Here is a 17594-nt window from a genome sequence, read left to right as displayed (position 1 = left end):
ATCCTGATAAGCGAAAAGCCCCGCCGAAGCGGGGCTGAATACGGTTAGTGATGTGAAGAGGTCTTCACGCCGCCTTCCGGCACCGGTACATACGGCGTCTCTTTATCAGAGCGACCGTTGATGGCGCGGGCTTTCTGCCAGGTACGGAACCCGTAGAAAATGATGCTGTACACCACCACCAGGAACAGAATACTCAGGCCTGCGTTGGTGTAGTTGTTGACAACGATGTGGTTCATGTTGGCAATCTGCTGAGCGGTCAGTTCGCCGCCGTTAGCAATCTTCTCTTTGTACTGATTCGCCATGAAGAAGAAGCCTTCCATCTGCGGGTTTGTGCTGAACAGTTTCAGACCCAGCGCCCAGGTGGTGCAGATAAGCAGCCATACTGCCGGAACAACGGTAACCCAGATGTATTTGGTGCGCTGCATTTTAACCAGTACCACGGTGCCGAGAACCAGCGCCACGGCAGCCAGCATCTGGTTAGAGATACCGAACAGCGGCCACAGGCTCTTAACGCCGCCCAGCGGGTCAACAACACCTTGATACAGCAGGTAACCCCACAGGCCTACGCAGCCCGCAGTACCGATGATGCCCGCAACCAGAGAGTCGGTTTTTTTCAGGAACGGAACGAAGTTCCCCAGTAAATCCTGCAGCATAAAGCGGCCAGAACGGGTACCGGCATCCAGTGCGGTCAGGATGAACAGTGCTTCAAACAGAATACCGAAGTGGTACCAGAAGCCCATATCAGCCATCGGCAGCACTTTGTGGAACACGTGAGCGATACCAACAGCCAGCGTCGGCGCGCCACCTGCGCGGTTCAGAACGGACGGTTCACCGATGTCTTTCGCGGTCTGCAGGATCTGCTCAGGCGAAATGACGAAGCCCCAGGAGCTGACGGTCGCCGCCGCATGTGCGGTTACGTCTTTCAGCTGCGCCATAATCAGCGGGGCGTTCTCGCCGCTCATTTCATGCAGGTTCGGCATGGTGATGCCAAGGCCTGCTGGCGGGGTGTTCATTGCGAAGTACAGACCCGGTTCGATGATAGATGCAGCAACCAGCGCCATAATCGCCACGAAGGATTCCATCAGCATGGCGCCGTAACCGATAAAGCGCGCGTCGGTTTCACAGGCCAGCAGCTTCGGTGTGGTACCAGAAGCGATCAGCGCGTGGAAGCCAGATACCGCACCACACGCGATGGTGATGAACAGGAACGGGAACAGAGCGCCTTTCCACAGCGGACCAGTACCATCAACGTACTGAGTCATCGCCGGCATTTTCAGTTCCGGGTTGAGGATAACAATCCCCACCGCCAGACCGACGATAACGCCGATTTTCAGGAAGGTAGCCAGATAGTCGCGCGGCGCGAGGATCAGCCATACCGGCAGCAGCGCAGAGATAAACGCATAGCCGATCAGGGTAAAGGTAATGGTGGTGTCTTTAAAGGTCAGTGCCGGGCCCCAGTATGGGTCGTGAGCAATCACGCCGCCGAAGTAGATAGACGCAACCAGCAGCACAATACCAATCACCGACACTTCGCCCACACGACCCGGTCGCAGGAATCGCATGTAGATCCCCATGAATAGCGCGATAGGTACGGTTGAGCAGACGGTGAACACACCCCATGGGCTTTCAGCCAGCGCTTTCACCACGATCAGCGCCAGTACCGCAAGGATGATGATCATGATTAAGAAGCAGCCGAACAGCGCAATGGTTCCCGGGATCGGGCCCATCTCTTCTTTGATCATCTCACCCAGAGATGCGCCGTTACGGCGTGAAGAGATAAACAGCACCATGAAGTCCTGCACCGCACCGGCCAGCACGACACCCGCCAGCAGCCACAGCGTACCGGGCAGATAGCCCATCTGCGCGGCCAGTACCGGCCCAACCAGCGGACCTGCACCTGCGATAGCGGCAAAGTGGTGGCCAAACAATACGTTACGGTTGGTTGGAACGTAGTTCAGACCGTCATTGTTGATGACCGCCGGCGTGGCACGCGTCGGGTCAAGTTTCATCACCTTTTGGGCGATGTACAGACTGTAGTAACGATAGGCCACCAGATAAACAGAAACTGAGGCGACCACGATCCACAGGGCACTGATGTGCTCACCCCGACGTAATGCCACTACCGAGAGGCAGAATGCACCGATGATTCCGAGAATCACCCAGGGTATGTGCTTGAATATCTTTTTCGTATCCATAGTAAAACCTGGTATCTAATTAATAATTGGCCGAAGCCGCGTGGGTTTGATCTTGTGTTTGAGGAGGTAAATTGACTGCTATGTTGGGGGGATCTTGCCAGAGAAATACGCGCGTAAAGTAAGGTAAATAAGTGAGCGGTTGTATGTCAGCTTAAGCGGTCCCAAGTGTCAGTGAGCGGTAAGCAATGGGGACTAACGGGTATATTTATGTGATTGAGATCACTAATAAACCCGCTTAGCGCTTTGGCAGACGGCGTGGATCGACGAATCGTCGATGCTGAGATCGATTCAACTAGCACAAATTTCATAAAGTTTTCCCTTTCCAGGCCGAAAATTCTGACATCTGTCTAGCGGAAAGAGAAAACATGTTAAAACGTATGAAGATTGTTACCAGCTTACTGCTGGTATTGGCGCTATTTGGCCTTTTACAGCTCGCCTCGGGCGGCTTGTTTTTTAACTCACTTAAGAATGACAAAGAGAACTTTACCGTTCTGCAAACCATTCGCCAGCAACAGTCTGCGCTGAACGCCACCTGGGTTGAGCTGCTGCAAACGCGTAATACCCTGAACCGGGCGGGTATTCGCTACATGATGGATCAGAACAATATCGGCAGCGGTGCGACCGTTGCTGAGCTGATGCAGGTAGCCAGCACGGCGCTGAAACTGACGGAAAAAAACTGGGCGATTTACGAGTCGCTCCCGCGCGATCCGCGTCAAAGTGAAGCCGCGTTCCAGGAGATCAACCGCACCTATGACATCTATCACGGCGCGCTGGCGGAGCTGATCCAGTTACTGGGTGACGGGAAGATCAACGCGTTCTTTGATCAACCCACGCAGAGCTATCAGGATGGTTTTGAGAAGACATACATCAACTACATGCAGCAGAACGATCGCCTGTATGACATCGCGGTGGCAGATAACAACAGCTCTTACAGCCAGGCGATGTGGGTACTGGTCTGTGTACTGATTACCGTACTGGCGGCAATTATTGCGGTCTGGTTCGGCATTAAACTGACTCTTATCTCCCCAATGAACCGTCTGATCGACAGCATTCGTCATATCGCCAGCGGCGACCTGGTGAAGCGTATTGAGGTGGAAGGTTCCAACGAGATTGGCCAACTGGCGGAAAGCCTGCGTCATATGCAGGGTGAGCTGATGAACACCGTAGGTGATGTGCGTAACGGTGCCAACGCGATTTATAGCGGGGCCAGCGAGATTGCGATGGGCAACAACGATCTCTCCTCGCGTACCGAGCAGCAGGCTGCATCTCTGGAAGAAACCGCAGCCAGCATGGAACAGCTGACGGCGACCGTGAAGCAGAACGCCGAAAACGCGCGTCAGGCTAGCCATCTGGCCCTGAGCGCTTCTGAAACCGCGCAGAAAGGCGGCAAAGTGGTGGATAACGTGGTGCAAACCATGCGCGACATCGCTTCCAGTTCGCAGAAAATCGCCGACATTATCAGCGTCATCGACGGCATTGCCTTCCAGACCAACATTCTGGCGCTCAACGCCGCGGTAGAAGCCGCGCGTGCGGGCGAGCAGGGCCGTGGTTTTGCGGTGGTTGCGGGTGAAGTTCGTAACCTGGCCCAGCGTAGTGCGCAGGCCGCGCGCGAGATCAAGAGCCTGATTGAAGACTCGGTCAGCCGTGTGGATGTGGGTTCAACGCTGGTAGAAAGCGCTGGTGAAACCATGGATGAGATCGTCAATGCGGTAACCCGCGTGACCGATATCATGGGTGAAATCGCCTCTGCTTCTGATGAACAGAGCCGCGGTATCGACCAGGTCGGTCTGGCCGTTGCTGAGATGGATCGTGTGACGCAGCAGAACGCCTCGCTGGTGGAAGAATCCGCCGCCGCCGCTGCGGCGCTGGAAGAGCAGGCCAGCCGTCTGACCCAGGCCGTTGCCGTGTTCCGTATTCAGCATGACCAACAGCGCGCGCGTGACGTTGCTGCCGCTAAACCGGTTTCAACGGTCCAGCCGCGAAAAGCTGCGGTAACGGATGCCGGGGATAACTGGGAAACGTTCTAAGTTGGTAATGCCCGATAAGGCGTAGCCGCCCGCGGGCAATTAACGCAGCATCAGGCGCATGGCGCAGCGTAGTTCGTACGTCTGCCCGTGCGCCGCTTCGTCTTCTCTTTTCTGGCGCAGCAGTGCAGGAAGCGCCTCGTCAGCCAGCATTTCAAACCCCAATCGTGCGTACAATGGCGCATTCCACGGCACATCGCGAAAGGTGGTCAGCGTGAGCGATGTATAACCTTTCTCGCGCGCCTGTTCGGCAACATAGCCAATCAATCTGCGACCAATACCTTTTCCCTGCCACTCCAGATGCAGTGAAAGTTCAGCAATAAACAGCGATGACCCCAGCGTTTCGGCAACTAAAAAACCGACCGGATGCTCGTCGACCTGCGCCAGCCAGCTCATGCCAGCGGCGACAAATGCCCGATGCTGGTCAGCCGATATAGTCTGGTCGTCAGCAATCCACGCCAGTTCGGGGATGAGTAAAAAACGTTGCCCCGCAGATCGTTCGATGGCGGGAAGAGCGGCAGTTTCTGCCAGAGTGGTGGAGCGTAAGGTGATGTTCATTTGTCGAGCATAACATGCCCGATAAGCGCGGTGTTATCGGGCATCATGAGGATTAATCTTTACGCGGATCGCTGATGGGTTGGCGCACCAGGAAGATGTAGGCGAGGGCTCCCACCATGGTGACGCAGCCACAAATGATCAGCGCCAGACGGAAAGAGTTGGTGGTATCAACAATAAATCCGGTGACGATTGGTGCAAACGACGCGCAGATAAAGCTGGCAAAGTTCTGGATACTGCCCACGGAGGCGGTCATGCGTGAGGCGACGGCTACGTGGATCAGGCCCCAGCACGAGGTGCCGGCGAAGTGGATACAGAACAGCGCCATACCGATCAGTAATACGGCGGCCATCGACGTTGTGGCCTGCGGCACGATGAAAGTGAAGGCCGCAGAACAGAACATCCCGGCGATAATACAAATCTTACGGCTCTTAATCGGTGCCATACCGCCTTTCACCAGCCAGTCGGTGACAAAACCGTTAATTAACATGCCGGCTGCGCCAAACAGGAATGGGATCGCTGCCATTAATCCGGTGCTTTTTAAATCCAGGTTGTAGGAGGTTTGCAGGTAGCCTGGCAGCCACGCCAGATATAACCACGCGGTGTAGTTGATGCCGCTAAAGCCCAGCATCATGCCCCACATAGTGCGGTTGCGGAACAGGCTGCGCCATTCGGCAAAGCTCAGCGGATCGCGGCGGGCATTGACGCTACCGGCGTTCAGATACGCTTGTTCAGTAGCGCTCAGCGCAATCTGCTCGCGGTTGCGATACAACATGTACCAGCCGATGGCGAGGAAAATACCCAGCACGCCGATGGTAATAAACATCCAACGCCAGCCCATCACCAGCATCATGGCAGCCAGAATCGGCGGGCTAATGGCAACACCGATGGTGGAAGCAGCGTTGAATAACCCCATTGGGCGACCGCGCTCTTTGATGTTAAACCAGTCGTTGATGACCTTTACGCCGCACGGGTTCATGGGCGCTTCGCCGATCCCCATCCCGATACGCACGAGAACAAACTGAGTGAAGCTGTGAACCATGCCAGACATCGCCTGAAACAGCGACCAGAAGAACATCCCCAGCCCCAGCATAATGCGCGGACCTTTGCGATCCAGCAGCGGGCCGCAGGGCAGCTGTGCAATACCGTAAGCGAGAGAAAACACTGACAGCAGTACGCCGATTTGCGTGGCGCTCAGCCCCAGTTCTTCACGAATCGTTAAGTTGGCGACCGACAGTGAACTGCGGTCGAGATAATTAATCACCGCAGCAAAAAATAATAAAATCATTGCTGTGGTCTGAATACGTTTTATTCGGCTACTGCGTTGCACCATGCCCTCAGGCGGAACGTTAATATCCGCAGATGACGACGTGCCAAACGAAGAACTCGGGTCGAGGGTAATATTATTTTTTTCCACGCCGGACTCCTGAACCTCAATAATTTATTTTCACACAGCCGGGCTGTGCAGTATTGAAAAATACCAGTGATGAATCAATTTGCTCATCACCGCTCACAAAAGTTTTTAATGCAGTCGACTTAGCGTGAGCATAGGCAAGCGGTATTTTTCCGGCGTTTTTATTTTTATAAAATCGTGCTCCCGGTAATGGTTTGCTGTTTTTTATCGGTACTTAATGAGCGGCGCTATGGCTTTGGTTGATGGAGCGAATCATCGATTGTTTGGCTGAATTCAAATGGTTACAGAGCGCCAGGGTGGCATCCAGGTCGCTGCGGCAAATCAGTGCGCTGAGGATGGTCATATGCTCATCAATGGCAATGATATTGCGCTGCTTGAGGTCGCTTTCATCCCACTGATAATGAAAGTGGAAAATCACGGAGATGATTTCAAGCGATTGATTAAAAAATATATTATCTGCTGCGGAGAGCAGTAAAGCATGAAACTCACGGTCTAACTGCGAGAACATACGAAAGCTGCTGCCGATGCTGTCGCGCAGGACCCGGTGACGCTCCAGCAGTGTTTTAGCCTGCAGCCAGCGCGGGTCATCGTCGGGCAGATTGAGAAAATGCTGCAGGGAATGGGTTTCCAGCATCTCTCTGAGTTCAAACAGCTGTTCCGCATAGGCCTGATCGAACTGCTTCATGCTCCAATGGCCGCGTTTTTCGTTTTTGATCAGATTGTAACGTTCGAATTTTAAAAGATATTCTCTCACCACCACCGGGCTGACCCCTGCTGCTCTGGCAAGCTGTAGTTCGGAGAAACTCTCGCCTGCGCGTAGCTGACGCTGGTTGATCATGGTGAAAAAAGCCTGCTCAAAAATCCGGTTTTGCTCAGTCATGGAGGCGGTTGTACAGGCAAAACCGTCGTCATGGTCGGGTTTACGTACGATGACATAGTGGCTGCCGACCTGGGTCAGCACGCCGCACTCGCCTAAGTGGCTCAGCATATGGCGCACGGTGGTGCGGCTGATGTTGTACATCTCCGCCAGCGCGCTCTGCGACGGGAGGGGGGAAGGGATATGGCCACGCGCCATATCGTCAATCATCTGGTTAATCACATTGTGACGTAAGTTCTGCGAACGGCTCATGGCTTCTCCTTTTTGCGTATTAAAACCCGATTTAAAACATTTTTATGAGCTGGGATTCACAGATTGTGTTTCTGCTTTCTCCGGCTTTTTTATTTTCGTTGATATCTGAGGCAACAAAAAAACAGGAGAGCAGAATCATGTCTACGATGAATACGTTGATTTGCCAGGAACCTAAAAAATTAGTCTGGAAAGAGCGTGAAATACCTATTCCGGGTGAGGGTGAAGCATTAATAAAAATTAAATCAGTCGGGATTTGCGGTACCGATATTCATGCCTGGGGTGGCAATCAGCCATTTTTCAGCTATCCACGTGTACTGGGGCATGAAATATGTGGGGAAATTGTCGGGCTGGGCAAAAATATACAGAATCTGAAAAATGGTCAGCAGGTGGCGGTTATTCCTTACGTGGCCTGCCAGCAGTGTCCGGCCTGTCTGAGCGGGCGCACTAACTGCTGCGAGAAGATTTCGGTGATTGGCGTGCATCAGGATGGCGGCTTCAGCGAATACCTGTCCGTACCGGTCACCAACCTGTTGGATGCGCAGGGAATTGATCCGCAGGCGGCGGCGCTGATTGAGCCTTATGCCATTAGCGCGCATGCGGTACGCCGGGCGGCGGTGGCTCCGGGTGAGCAGGTGCTGGTGGTCGGTGCCGGTCCGATTGGTCTGGGCGCGGCGGCGATTGCCAAAGCCGATGGCGCACAGGTGGTGGTCGCCGATACCAGTCCGGCTCGCCGGGAGCATGTGGTTTCCCGGTTGGGGCTCCCGGTTATTGATCCGTCTGCTGAAGATTTTGATGCGCAGTTGCGTGACCAGTTTGGTGGTTCGCTGGCGCAAAAGGTCATTGATGCCACGGGCAATCAGCATGCGATGAACAACACGGTGAATTTGATTCGCCATGGCGGCAGCATTGTTTTCGTTGGGCTATTCAAAGGCGATTTGCAGTTCTCCGATCCGGAGTTCCACAAGAAAGAGACCACCATGATGGGCAGTCGCAACGCCACACCGGAAGATTTCGCCAAAGTGGGCAGCCTGATGTCGGAAGGCAAACTGACCGCCGACATGATGCTCACGCACCGTTACGCGTTTGCCACACTGGCAGAAATCTACGAACGGGATGTGATTAACAACCGTGAGCTGATTAAAGGCGTGATCACGTTCTGAGAGGATAAATGCGATGAAGACATTGAATCGACGTGATTTTCCGGGGGCAAGCTACCCAACGCGCGTGATCCAGTTTGGTGAAGGGAATTTCCTGCGAGCGTTTATCGACTGGCAACTGGATATCCTCAACGAGCAAACCTTTCTGAACGCTGGCGTGACCATCGTTCGCCCGATCAATAGTGATTTTCCACCGTCGCTGAATACCCAGGACGGGCTGTATACCACGCTTATTCGCGGTCTAAACTCGCAGGGCGAAGCGGTGAGCGAGGCGCGGCTTATCCGTTCGGTGAATAACGAAATCAATCCGTATCAGGACTTCGCGGCGTATCTGGCGCTGGCCCACAATGCGGATATTCGCTTTGTGTTTTCAAATACCACCGAAGCCGGAATTAGCTATCACGCGGCAGACCGGGTCGATGATGCGCCGCCGGTAAGCTTTCCGGCTAAACTGACGCGTCTGATGCTGGAGCGTTTTAATCATTTTGAGGGCGCGGTGGATAAGGGGTGGGTCATTATCCCGTGCGAGCTTATCGACTATAACGGTGAGGCGCTCAAAACGCTGGTACTGCAGTATGCGCAGGAGTGGCAGCTTCCCCCGGCGTTTGCCGACTGGGTGGCGACGGCAAACACCTTCTGTTCCACGCTGGTCGACCGCATTGTCACCGGCTACCCGCGAGAAGAAGCCGCCGCGCTGGAAGCTACGCTTGGCTATCACGATGCGTTTCTCGATACCGCGGAGCATTTTTACCTGTTTGTGATTCAGGGGCCGCAGTGGCTGGCCGAGGAGCTGAATCTGGCGCAGTGCCCGCTGAACATTCGGGTAGTGAGCGATATTAAACCGTACAAAGAGCGTAAGGTCGCCATTCTCAATGGCGCGCATACGGCGTTGGTGCCGGTGGCCTGGTTGTGTGGTCTGGAGACCGTCGGCGAAGCGATGCAGGATGCCGATGTCCGTCACTTTATCGAGCGGGCGATTAGCGAGGAAATTATACCGGTATTGGATCTCCCGGCGGATGAACTGCGTGAATTTGCCGACGCGGTGAGTGGGCGTTTTCAAAACCCCTACATTCGTCACCAGTTGCTTTCCATTGCGCTTAACGGGATGACCAAATTCCGTACCCGAATTTTGCCGCAACTGCTGGCGGGCCAGCAAAATGGGCGCTGGCCCGTGCGGTTAACGTTCGCCCTCGCGGCGCTGCTGGCGTTTTATCGCGCAGAGCGGGAGGGAGAACGCTATCCGATACAGGATGATGAGCAGTGGGTTAGCCTGTATGCCAGTCTGTGGCCGCGAGTTGGCAAAGATTTAACGCTGCGTGAACTGGTGGATACTGTGCTCGGCGATGCGGCGCACTGGGGTGAAGATTTGACGTTGCTGCCCGGGCTTGCCGGGCTGGTGACGGCAAACCTGGAAATGATTCTGGTGCAGGGTATGCGCCAGGCAGTGAAAAGTCTGGAATAAGGTTGCCATGCAGCGCCCGGTGTGGTGTTGGGCGCTGTTTTTTTTTCAGACAATAAATGCGGCTAGCTGTAAGACTGATAAGCGAAGCGCCATCAGCCATTTCATGTTACGAGCCCTGAGCGACCACTTTGATTTCAACCATCCCGATCCCCAGTTTACGCGGCGAGTGGCCGAGAATATTGCCCTCGTTGGTGGCGACCGGATCGGGCGGGACAATCACCAGCGTATCGGCATCCGCCGGGTTATCAAAATGCAAGGTAGTGGTAGTGACATCATGGCCTAACACCAGCGTCTGTTCCTCGTGGCCAACGCGTACGGGAATAGGGCGATTGGCGTTGTCGCCGAAGGCTTTCGCTGTAATGACCAGATCGAATTTCTTCGGCAGCGGGGCCTTGTACTCGATGGTCACCTCTTTGCTGAGCTGCGCATTGGACCAGCGTCCCCAGGATTCGGGGCGTGAAATGCCGCTAAACTGTTTAACCTCTTCCGGCGCGCCCGCCACGTTGAAGACGAAGCTGTCGGCTTTGTAGCGAATGTCGTTATCGACAATTTTCAGCGTATCAACGTTACCTTTGTAGCGCTCCATGTCGATCACCGTGTCTTTAAACACGGTTTTACTTTTCCATTTGGCTTTGTCGACGTGCTGCACGATTTGCTGTCCGCCTAACTGGCCTTGCGATACGCACCAGTCGGTGGAGAGCGCCAGCTCCGGGGCCCATAGCTGCGCCATTTTGTAGCAGCGATCAACCCAGACAAAGTTATCTCGCGGCGCGAAATCTGCCAGTTGGAAGCGCAGCGGGGCCGAGTATTCGCTTTCCGGCAGCGGCTCGACGCGTTTGTCCGATACGCGCAGCAACAACGGCAGGCGGAAATGGCTGCCGGAGAAAGAGATCATGTTTTTGTCCTGGTCGACGGTGAACTCTTTCATCTCTTTCGGGAAATTCCACAGGCGGATGATATCGGGCTTCCACGCCAGCATTTTTTCTTTGATGTTCAGGAACACTTCCGACACGGATTCGCTCGACAAACTGCTGCGGCCAAGACCGATAAAGTTATCGCCACCGAGAATATCCAGTACCGTTGCCCCGTTATCCATCGTGTTACGCTTCACCGCCAGCGTGTCCTGCTGTGGCTGGTCGCCGCGCAGCACGAAGAACAGGTTGTTGCGATCCTGCTTGTTCAGATACTTCCATGCGGTGTTGTTCATCGCCAGATGATCGGAAGAAACCACGATAACGGTATCTTTGAACCACGGTGAGGCTTTAATCTTATTGATAAATTCGGCAATGTTTTCCTGGCTGCAGCTGACCGCGCTGAAGGATTGGTTGGCCTTCCCGTCGATGTCATAACGTTTACGGTTGCAGCTACGTGAGATAAATCCATCTGGATGATGGGTATCCACAGTCAGCGTAAACAGTGAAAAGCGCTGGCCCGAACGCGAAAGCTCTTCGAATTTTTTCCATGCTTCATCCAGCACGGTATCGTCGTAGAAGCCCCAGTCGTTGCGATAGGCCGGGTCCGCAACCACGCTTTTTAACTCTTCCGCACCGTAGAGATGATCAAAACCGTGAGATTTCAGGAACACGTCTTTGCCGGCAAAGCGCAGGTTGGCTCCCTGCACAAAGTAGTTTTGATAGCCGGAGTTTTTCAGGATATCACCCAGACAGATATTGTTGGGGAAGAAGCTGGAGACCGACGCCGAGGCGTTGCCTTCAAACGGCGCAAACAGCGGAATACCGCACTGGGAGGCGACCATGCCAGCGATGGTGTAATCGGTACCCGGCAGTTGCATGGTATTGCTGAAATCCAGACCTTCGTTTTTCAACGCACCGAGTTCCGGGGTCAGATCCGGGAACGCGTCGTTGTTAAAATAGGTGCGCTCGAGGCTTTCGCCATAGATATAAACCAGGTTCAGCTTCGGGTTGGGAATCGTTTTTGACGGCTCTTTATAATAGGTTGGGAAATCCGGATCGCCATCGCGCGACTGCGACTTTACCAGTTCGGTTATCTGGTGAAACGCCGGGCTGGCATCTACGGAGGCCAGCGCCAGCAGCAGGGCCAGCAGACTGTAACCCACATGATGCGGATGATGGCGACGGCGGCGCAGAATCCAGCCGAGAGCGACAAAAACGGTCGTCAGGGCCAGCGCAATCCCGACTCCAGGTAAGATATATTTTCCAATTCCCGCGCCGGTCAGGCTGTTGGTCAGCGTGTACAGAACCGCGTCATTGATACCGTCGCCGGTGAAATAGTCACTGGCATACAGCGTGATATTCAAGACAATAAAAATCCCCAGCACCGTTAACGTGGCAGCAAACCACCAGGTATTGCGACCCGCTTTCCAGGCGTAAATCAGCACTGAAGCGAGAAACAGAGTGATGGAGATGAGTTCTGACAACGATCGATCCTCAGTAAACCGGGCAAACGCCAGGCAGGCTAATGATTTTGGGAAAGCACAATGTAATAGCGATGTTGCATTGCTGCAATTGTAGTGACATTAAATTACGTTGTTATTCAGAATTGGTTTAGATATGCGTGTTTTTTGCGGGGGATTTACTGATTATTTGACGTGTGAATTTTATGGGGAGCAGGTTGATGCCGCGCAGGGTATACGCGGCATGTCGTGCGTCAGGAAATGAAGTTCATACCCTGTTTTAACACCAGATCGCAGGCCTTGGTTTTTACCTGCTTCGCCAGCGAGCTGTTGCCAATTGTGTTCAGGTCCAGTTGTTGACCATCTTTGGCGTTGAGCAGCCCCTGAATGCCGTCCATATAGTTGGTGTCTTGTTTCTGCTCCGGAGCACTGAGACCCAGTTTATCCAGCACCTGGTTTTTGACGTTCTGCGTGTCGGTGACCGAGGCCAGTTTCTGTTTCGCACAATATTCCAAGATCCCGGCGGCGTTATTCATGCTGCTGGAGGTCAGCGACTGATTGCTGCCATTCAGTAGACTGGTCAGGGAAGAGAGCGACGAGCCGCCCTGCGAGCCGGAGCTTTGTTTGCTCAGTTCGCTGGCCGCGCTGGAGAGCGAATCCTGCCAGGAGGCGGCGAAAACGCTGGTCGAGATGAGCGTGCTGGCGGCAAGCGCACAGCACAGCAGACGTTTGGTTGTTTTCATCATTATATGCAACTCGTGTTATGCCTTTTCAGCGCAGTATAGCGCCGGCAGTCTTAGGAGTGGTCCTAATACGTTAATACTCTTTACCGGTTACCCGACTACGGTAGCTTTCCCAGTTAAAAATCACCCACAGGCTGTTGCCAAGGCGCATACGGTCCATTACCCGCTCGCCCAGCAGTTTGTTCATTTCATCCATATTGCTGTTGGTCAACATACCGGTCGGGCGTTTTGAAGACGAGCGGCGATCGACGATCTGGTTGATGATCACCTTTTCATAGCGGGATTCGGTCTGCACGCCGATTTCGTCGATCACCAGCAAATCGACATTGCTGAGATCGTTGAGTAGCTGTTCTTCGCTGGTTTCACGGTTGCTGAAGGTATCTTTCATGGCTGACATAATGTCCGCGACGGTGATAATCAGCACCGACTTGCCGCGCAGCAGCAGTTCGTTGCAGATAGCGGCGGCCAGATGGTTTTTGCCGGTGCCGGGCTTGCCAGAGAAAATAAAGCTGGCGATGTTGCCGTCAAACTCTTCAACGTACTGGCGAGCTTTGCTCAGGGCGTTCATCTGACCTTCGCATTCCACCCGATAGTTATCGAACGAACAGTTCTGATGCAGTGGACGAATACCGGAACGGTTGAATGTGCGCTGCATTTTCATGGCTCGGTTTTCACGGGCCAGCGCTGCGGCGCGAATTTCACCTTGCTCTTTTTGCCATGCCAGCAGCTCCTCGCCCGTTTTAAAGGCTGGCTCGACATTAGCCGGCATCATTTTTTGCAGACGTTTCATCAGGTCGCCAACGTTTTTCATCGTTATCCTCTAAAACCCGGTGGAATATGGTTGTCAGGCTCGCTGACACTGTTCACATCGCGCTTCGGCATTCCGCCATTGCTGGCCCGGCCAATCTGGATGCTGCGTGCCAGTTTTTGCTGCCACTGAATATGGTGAAAGACTTTGCCTTCGGCCTGCCAGTAGGCGACAAATGAGGCCAGTTCCTCGGCGGTGACCGGTTCTCTTAACGCCACCCCCCACAGAGCGGCCTGGCGCTGAAAGTCGGCATCGGGCTGCCAGTCAGCGTACATCGCAAATTTCCCCATTGGCACGACAACAGGAGCGGTTTGCGGCTCTTCATAAAATTGTGCATCCAGCGTCACATCGCTTCCCGGGCGTGACAGCTTCTCTTCAAGCGCCAACAACTCGGCCAGTCGTGCAGGCGTCACCGCGTAAAATGCTGGCGCGTTATTGGCGAATACGGCTACGGCGCCGCCCGCAGACCTGGCCAGCACCGTGTGGTGATCGTGTAGTAAGGCGTCAATGCTAGTGACGTCCGGCGTCAAAATTTTGCTGGGCATAATGTTTCTCAATACTGAACAACAACCGAGAAGGGGACTGCTTTTATAGTAACACAGAGAAGAAGGAGAGCAGCAGAAGAGGGGGCGATTCCCCTCTCTGTGAGGAGCTAACAAAGCGTGCCGCTAAACGCGCGGGCGTTTGCGATACAGCCATAATCCCGGTACGGATAGCCCGATGGAGAGCGCTCCGACAATCGATGAGGCTTTCAGGAAATTGGTCAACAGCGTGATCATCAGCGCTTCGCTGTAACCAAAATGGCCGATTTTTACCGCCGAGATCATGGCGGTATAGGCAGAGATCCCAGGGAACATGGGGATTACTGCCGCAACGGTGAAGACTTTCGGATGCGCCAGATACCAGCGTGACCACTGGATCCCAATGCAGCCCACCAGTAGCGACGCCATAAAGGTTGACCATTCGATATTAAATCCTGCGCTCATCATCACCATTCGTGAACCGTGGCCGAGTGCGCCGAGTAACGCGCACCAGGGGAGCGCCCGATGTGGTACGTTAAATACCATGGCAAAGCCAAGCGCCGGGATTGCCGACAGGATCATGTCCTGCATTAGCGCCAAAATGAAATCGATCACGCCCATCCGCGCAGCCCCCATAAGGTCATCGACATGACTACGCCAATGCAGGTCGCCAGCGTCAGCAGACTGGCAATAGCCCAGCGAGCGAGCCCAGTATTAATGTGTCCCTTAAACATATCCGCGACGGAGTTGATCAACGGAAAACCCGGAACCAACAGCAGCACGCTGGCGGCCATGGCGATGGTTGGAGTGTGGTTAAACGTCGGCAACGTCAGCAGCAGACCAGAAATCGAGGTTGCCACAAACGCAGTAATGCAGAAGTTGATTTGCGGGTGCAAATGCCAGGACGCCAGAATCTGGCGAATATACATTGCCACCATACTGGCGAAAAAGGTGATCACCGCGCCATCCCATCCGCCATTATTGAGTTTACAAAAGCAGGCGCAGGACAAGCCGACCATAAAGGCGACCAACCATCTTGGATAGCGCAGCGGCTTAATCTGGCTAAAGCGTTTCTCAACGCCTTTAACATCCAGCAGTTTGTGTTCCGCCAGAATAACGATGTGCTGCACCTCCGTCACGACGTGCATGTTAATTCCGCGATCCTGATTTTTTCGCGTTGAAGTCAGGCACTGCCCGTCTTTAATGGTGGTCAGGACGATGGCGTTAGAGGAGATAGCGCTTTCTACGCTATCCATGCCAAGCGCCAGCCCGAGGCGGGTGGATAGCTCGTCAACCAGCGCACTTTCTGCCCCATGCTGAAGTAAAAAAAGACCGCATTGAATACATAACCGTGTAACCGTTCGCTGTGACGACTGCTCTGTTTGCATGACTCGCTCTGACTGAAAAGGATCTCTTTGCGTGGCGGATGTCTTCTTTTTATCATGAAGCATGATCCTGTTGGCTCTGGCTAAGATCAATCTTTGCGTCGAAAAAAGATGCAGATAGTACGTCTGATGCGTTTGCACACCTCACTTGCTTATCAATAAAGACAGCGCTTATGAAAATGTAATGTTATTTATCAGGATGGAAAATACGTAAGCAACGCTAACGATCTATTGTAGTTCTTTTAATTGTACAAAGAGTGTATTCATGAGTAATTATTGGCATGATGGTTCAATAGTTTGATGCTACTGGGATTGTAGCGGTATAACTTTGTTTATAAATAAAAGCCAAGGATAAACAATTCACCTCGTCTATTGTTTAGGGTTTCCTGTTAATTAATACTTTTAATTTATCAGGGGATTTTTAATAAGTGCGAATACGGACTGGTGAGTGTGGAGGAGATATGTTGCCAGGACGCTGCAAAAACGCAATTATTATTAGTAAATTACCGATCGTACAAACCGGACTTAAAGGTGTAATGCAGGGGCAGTTCGCTGATTATGAACTTGCCTACTGCCGCTCCGTCGAAGAATTGACGTTGCTGCAGTTGCGTTGTGCCGATTTGGTGATTGCTGATTTATCCGGAGACTGTAATCATCCACGTTCAGTCTGCGAACAGTATTATTCTTTATTATCTCAATACCGCGATATTCACTGGGTATTTCTCGTTTCTCGTGTTTTTTATCCGCTGGCCATTGAATTGCTGATGTGTCCTGTCAGTTCGCTGTTATCTGATGCCGAGACGATTGAAAGTTTGGTGAATGTTATTCACGCAGGAAATAGCCGAGCCGAGAGAATTAGCAAGTCGCTGCTTTCTCCGCCCGTGATGCCAGAATTAGCAGACCATAGCGCCCGCTCAATTGTACTTACCCTCTCGGAGAGGAAAGTGCTGAGACTCCTGGGAAAAGGTTGGGGAATTAATCAGATTGCGACATTGCTGAAGAAAAGCAATAAAACGATTAGCGCCCAAAAGAACAGTGCTATGCGCCGCTTGTCGATACATAGCAATGCAGAAATGTACGCCTGGATAAACAGTTCTCAAGGATCGCGAGAATTGAATTTACCTTCAGTTTATGGAGAAACCACGGAATGGAAAGCCGAAGCATCAAAAGAAACGTTGCGCTGGTAGAGAAGTGCGCGATGAGTAGCGTCGGTATTAAGAGCCTGTTTAATACCATGCCGGATAACCAATACGAACTTCATATCTTTTCGAGCCAGCCTGCATTTAGTCAGGTGATGTTAAAAACGTCGTTTTCGGCGGTTATTTTCTCCCTCTCTGCAATCAGAACCGATCGCAGGGCCGGGTTAGCTTATCTGACGGAATTAGCGGTAAATTTTCCGCGTATTCGCCGGGTGGTTATTGCTGATGATGACGCTGAAGCGCGATTAATCGGCTCTTTGTCACCGTTGCCGTTAGATGGCGTTGTGAGCAAATCTTCTTCATTAACGGTACTGCAGGACGCGTTATTTACGGTATTGAACGGCCCCAACCGGGGAACCGAAGGTTCTAAAAACCATTGGTATATCAATCAAAGCCGTATGCTCAGTCCAACAGAACGAGAAATACTGCGCTTTATGTCGAATGGCTATTCAATGCCGCAGATCGCTGCTCAGTTAGAGCGGAATATTAAAACCATTCGGGCACATAAATTTAATGTGATGTCCAAGCTGGGCGTGAGCTCAGATGCCGGACTGCTGGATGCTGCAGATATCCTGCTGTACCTGCGTGCAGGTGAACCTGCACCTTTTCTACAGGCGGCTTCTTAGCG

The 17594-nt window shown here is 53.0% G+C and carries 15 protein-coding genes; 5 read left to right on the top strand and 10 right to left on the bottom strand.

Annotated features, from left to right (window positions below; genetic code table 11):
- Positions 1 to 44 precede the first annotated feature (44 nt).
- On the bottom strand, positions 45 to 2195 hold the full coding sequence (btsT, locus tag HV345_RS20240) for a pyruvate/proton symporter BtsT (protein ID WP_003830033.1): 2151 nt from the start codon (positions 2193 to 2195) through the stop codon (positions 45 to 47).
- Between the two features lie 365 nt (positions 2196 to 2560).
- Between btsT and tsr the strand changes: the two genes are divergently transcribed.
- The gene (gene tsr, locus HV345_RS20235) at positions 2561 to 4222 is read left to right on the top strand and encodes a methyl-accepting chemotaxis protein (RefSeq protein ID WP_181635981.1); all 1662 of its coding nucleotides are present in this window, start codon (positions 2561 to 2563) and stop codon (positions 4220 to 4222) included.
- Between the two features lie 39 nt (positions 4223 to 4261).
- Here tsr and HV345_RS20230 read toward each other — a convergent pair whose 3' ends face one another.
- From HV345_RS20230 to HV345_RS20220, 3 genes are all read right to left on the bottom strand, one after another.
- Positions 4262 to 4777, bottom strand: a complete 516-nt coding sequence (locus HV345_RS20230; protein ID WP_104651994.1) for a GNAT family N-acetyltransferase — start codon at positions 4775 to 4777, stop codon at positions 4262 to 4264.
- 52 nt (positions 4778 to 4829) lie between these two features.
- Positions 4830 to 6191, bottom strand: a complete 1362-nt coding sequence (locus HV345_RS20225) for an MFS transporter (protein WP_016155619.1) — start codon at positions 6189 to 6191, stop codon at positions 4830 to 4832.
- A gap of 211 nt (positions 6192 to 6402) precedes the next feature.
- Entirely contained in the window at positions 6403 to 7317 is a 915-nt protein-coding gene (locus HV345_RS20220; RefSeq protein WP_047414521.1) for a GntR family transcriptional regulator, read from the bottom strand.
- Positions 7318 to 7454: 137 nt separating this feature from the next.
- On the opposite strand from HV345_RS20220, the gene HV345_RS20215 reads away from it, so the two are divergent.
- Both HV345_RS20215 and HV345_RS20210 read left to right on the top strand, forming a co-directional pair.
- The gene (locus tag HV345_RS20215) at positions 7455 to 8477 is read left to right on the top strand and encodes a zinc-binding alcohol dehydrogenase family protein (RefSeq protein ID WP_149382300.1); all 1023 of its coding nucleotides are present in this window, start codon (positions 7455 to 7457) and stop codon (positions 8475 to 8477) included.
- A 13-nt stretch (positions 8478 to 8490) separates the two neighbouring features.
- Positions 8491 to 9936 carry a tagaturonate reductase gene (locus tag HV345_RS20210; protein ID WP_181635980.1) on the top strand — a complete coding sequence of 482 codons (1446 nt, stop codon included), beginning with the start codon at positions 8491 to 8493 and terminating at the stop codon, positions 9934 to 9936.
- A 106-nt stretch (positions 9937 to 10042) separates the two neighbouring features.
- On the opposite strand, the gene opgB is transcribed toward HV345_RS20210, so the two are convergent.
- The 6 genes from opgB to HV345_RS20180 all read right to left on the bottom strand — a co-directional run bounded on the left by opgB (position 10043) and on the right by HV345_RS20180 (position 15770).
- On the bottom strand, positions 10043 to 12334 hold the full coding sequence (gene opgB, locus HV345_RS20205) for a phosphatidylglycerol--membrane-oligosaccharide glycerophosphotransferase (protein ID WP_181635979.1): 2292 nt from the start codon (positions 12332 to 12334) through the stop codon (positions 10043 to 10045).
- Between the two features lie 230 nt (positions 12335 to 12564).
- On the bottom strand, positions 12565 to 13056 hold the full coding sequence (locus HV345_RS20200; protein ID WP_016151586.1) for a DUF2501 domain-containing protein: 492 nt from the start codon (positions 13054 to 13056) through the stop codon (positions 12565 to 12567).
- 70 nt (positions 13057 to 13126) lie between these two features.
- Complete coding sequence (gene dnaC / locus HV345_RS20195; RefSeq protein ID WP_016155623.1) at positions 13127 to 13864, bottom strand: DNA replication protein DnaC; 738 nt, start codon at positions 13862 to 13864, stop codon at positions 13127 to 13129.
- Positions 13865 to 13866: 2 nt separating this feature from the next.
- Positions 13867 to 14406, bottom strand: coding sequence for a primosomal protein DnaT (gene dnaT / locus HV345_RS20190; RefSeq protein WP_016151588.1), 540 nt, complete (start codon positions 14404 to 14406; stop codon positions 13867 to 13869).
- A gap of 123 nt (positions 14407 to 14529) precedes the next feature.
- Entirely contained in the window at positions 14530 to 15003 is a 474-nt protein-coding gene (locus HV345_RS20185; RefSeq protein WP_016151589.1) for a threonine/serine exporter, read from the bottom strand.
- On the bottom strand, positions 14994 to 15770 hold the full coding sequence (locus HV345_RS20180) for a threonine/serine exporter ThrE family protein (protein ID WP_181635978.1): 777 nt from the start codon (positions 15768 to 15770) through the stop codon (positions 14994 to 14996). Before HV345_RS20180 ends, HV345_RS20185 begins: the two co-directional genes overlap by 10 nt.
- 458 nt (positions 15771 to 16228) lie before the next feature.
- Here HV345_RS20180 and HV345_RS20175 point away from each other — a divergent pair, with 458 nt between their 5' ends.
- Positions 16229 to 16954 carry a response regulator transcription factor gene (locus HV345_RS20175; RefSeq protein WP_047414511.1) on the top strand — a complete coding sequence of 242 codons (726 nt, stop codon included), beginning with the start codon at positions 16229 to 16231 and terminating at the stop codon, positions 16952 to 16954.
- The gene (gene bglJ / locus HV345_RS20170) at positions 16915 to 17592 is read left to right on the top strand and encodes a DNA-binding transcriptional activator BglJ (RefSeq protein WP_029139757.1); all 678 of its coding nucleotides are present in this window, start codon (positions 16915 to 16917) and stop codon (positions 17590 to 17592) included. Before HV345_RS20175 ends, bglJ begins: the two co-directional genes overlap by 40 nt.
- The last annotated feature ends 2 nt before the right edge of the window (positions 17593 to 17594 follow it).

Source organism: Citrobacter sp. RHBSTW-00986, from assembly GCF_013783065.1.
GTDB classification, from domain to species: domain Bacteria; phylum Pseudomonadota; class Gammaproteobacteria; order Enterobacterales; family Enterobacteriaceae; genus Citrobacter; species Citrobacter braakii.
Note: the sequence above shows the minus strand (reverse complement) of the source record. Positions and strands in the feature narration are given on the sequence as shown.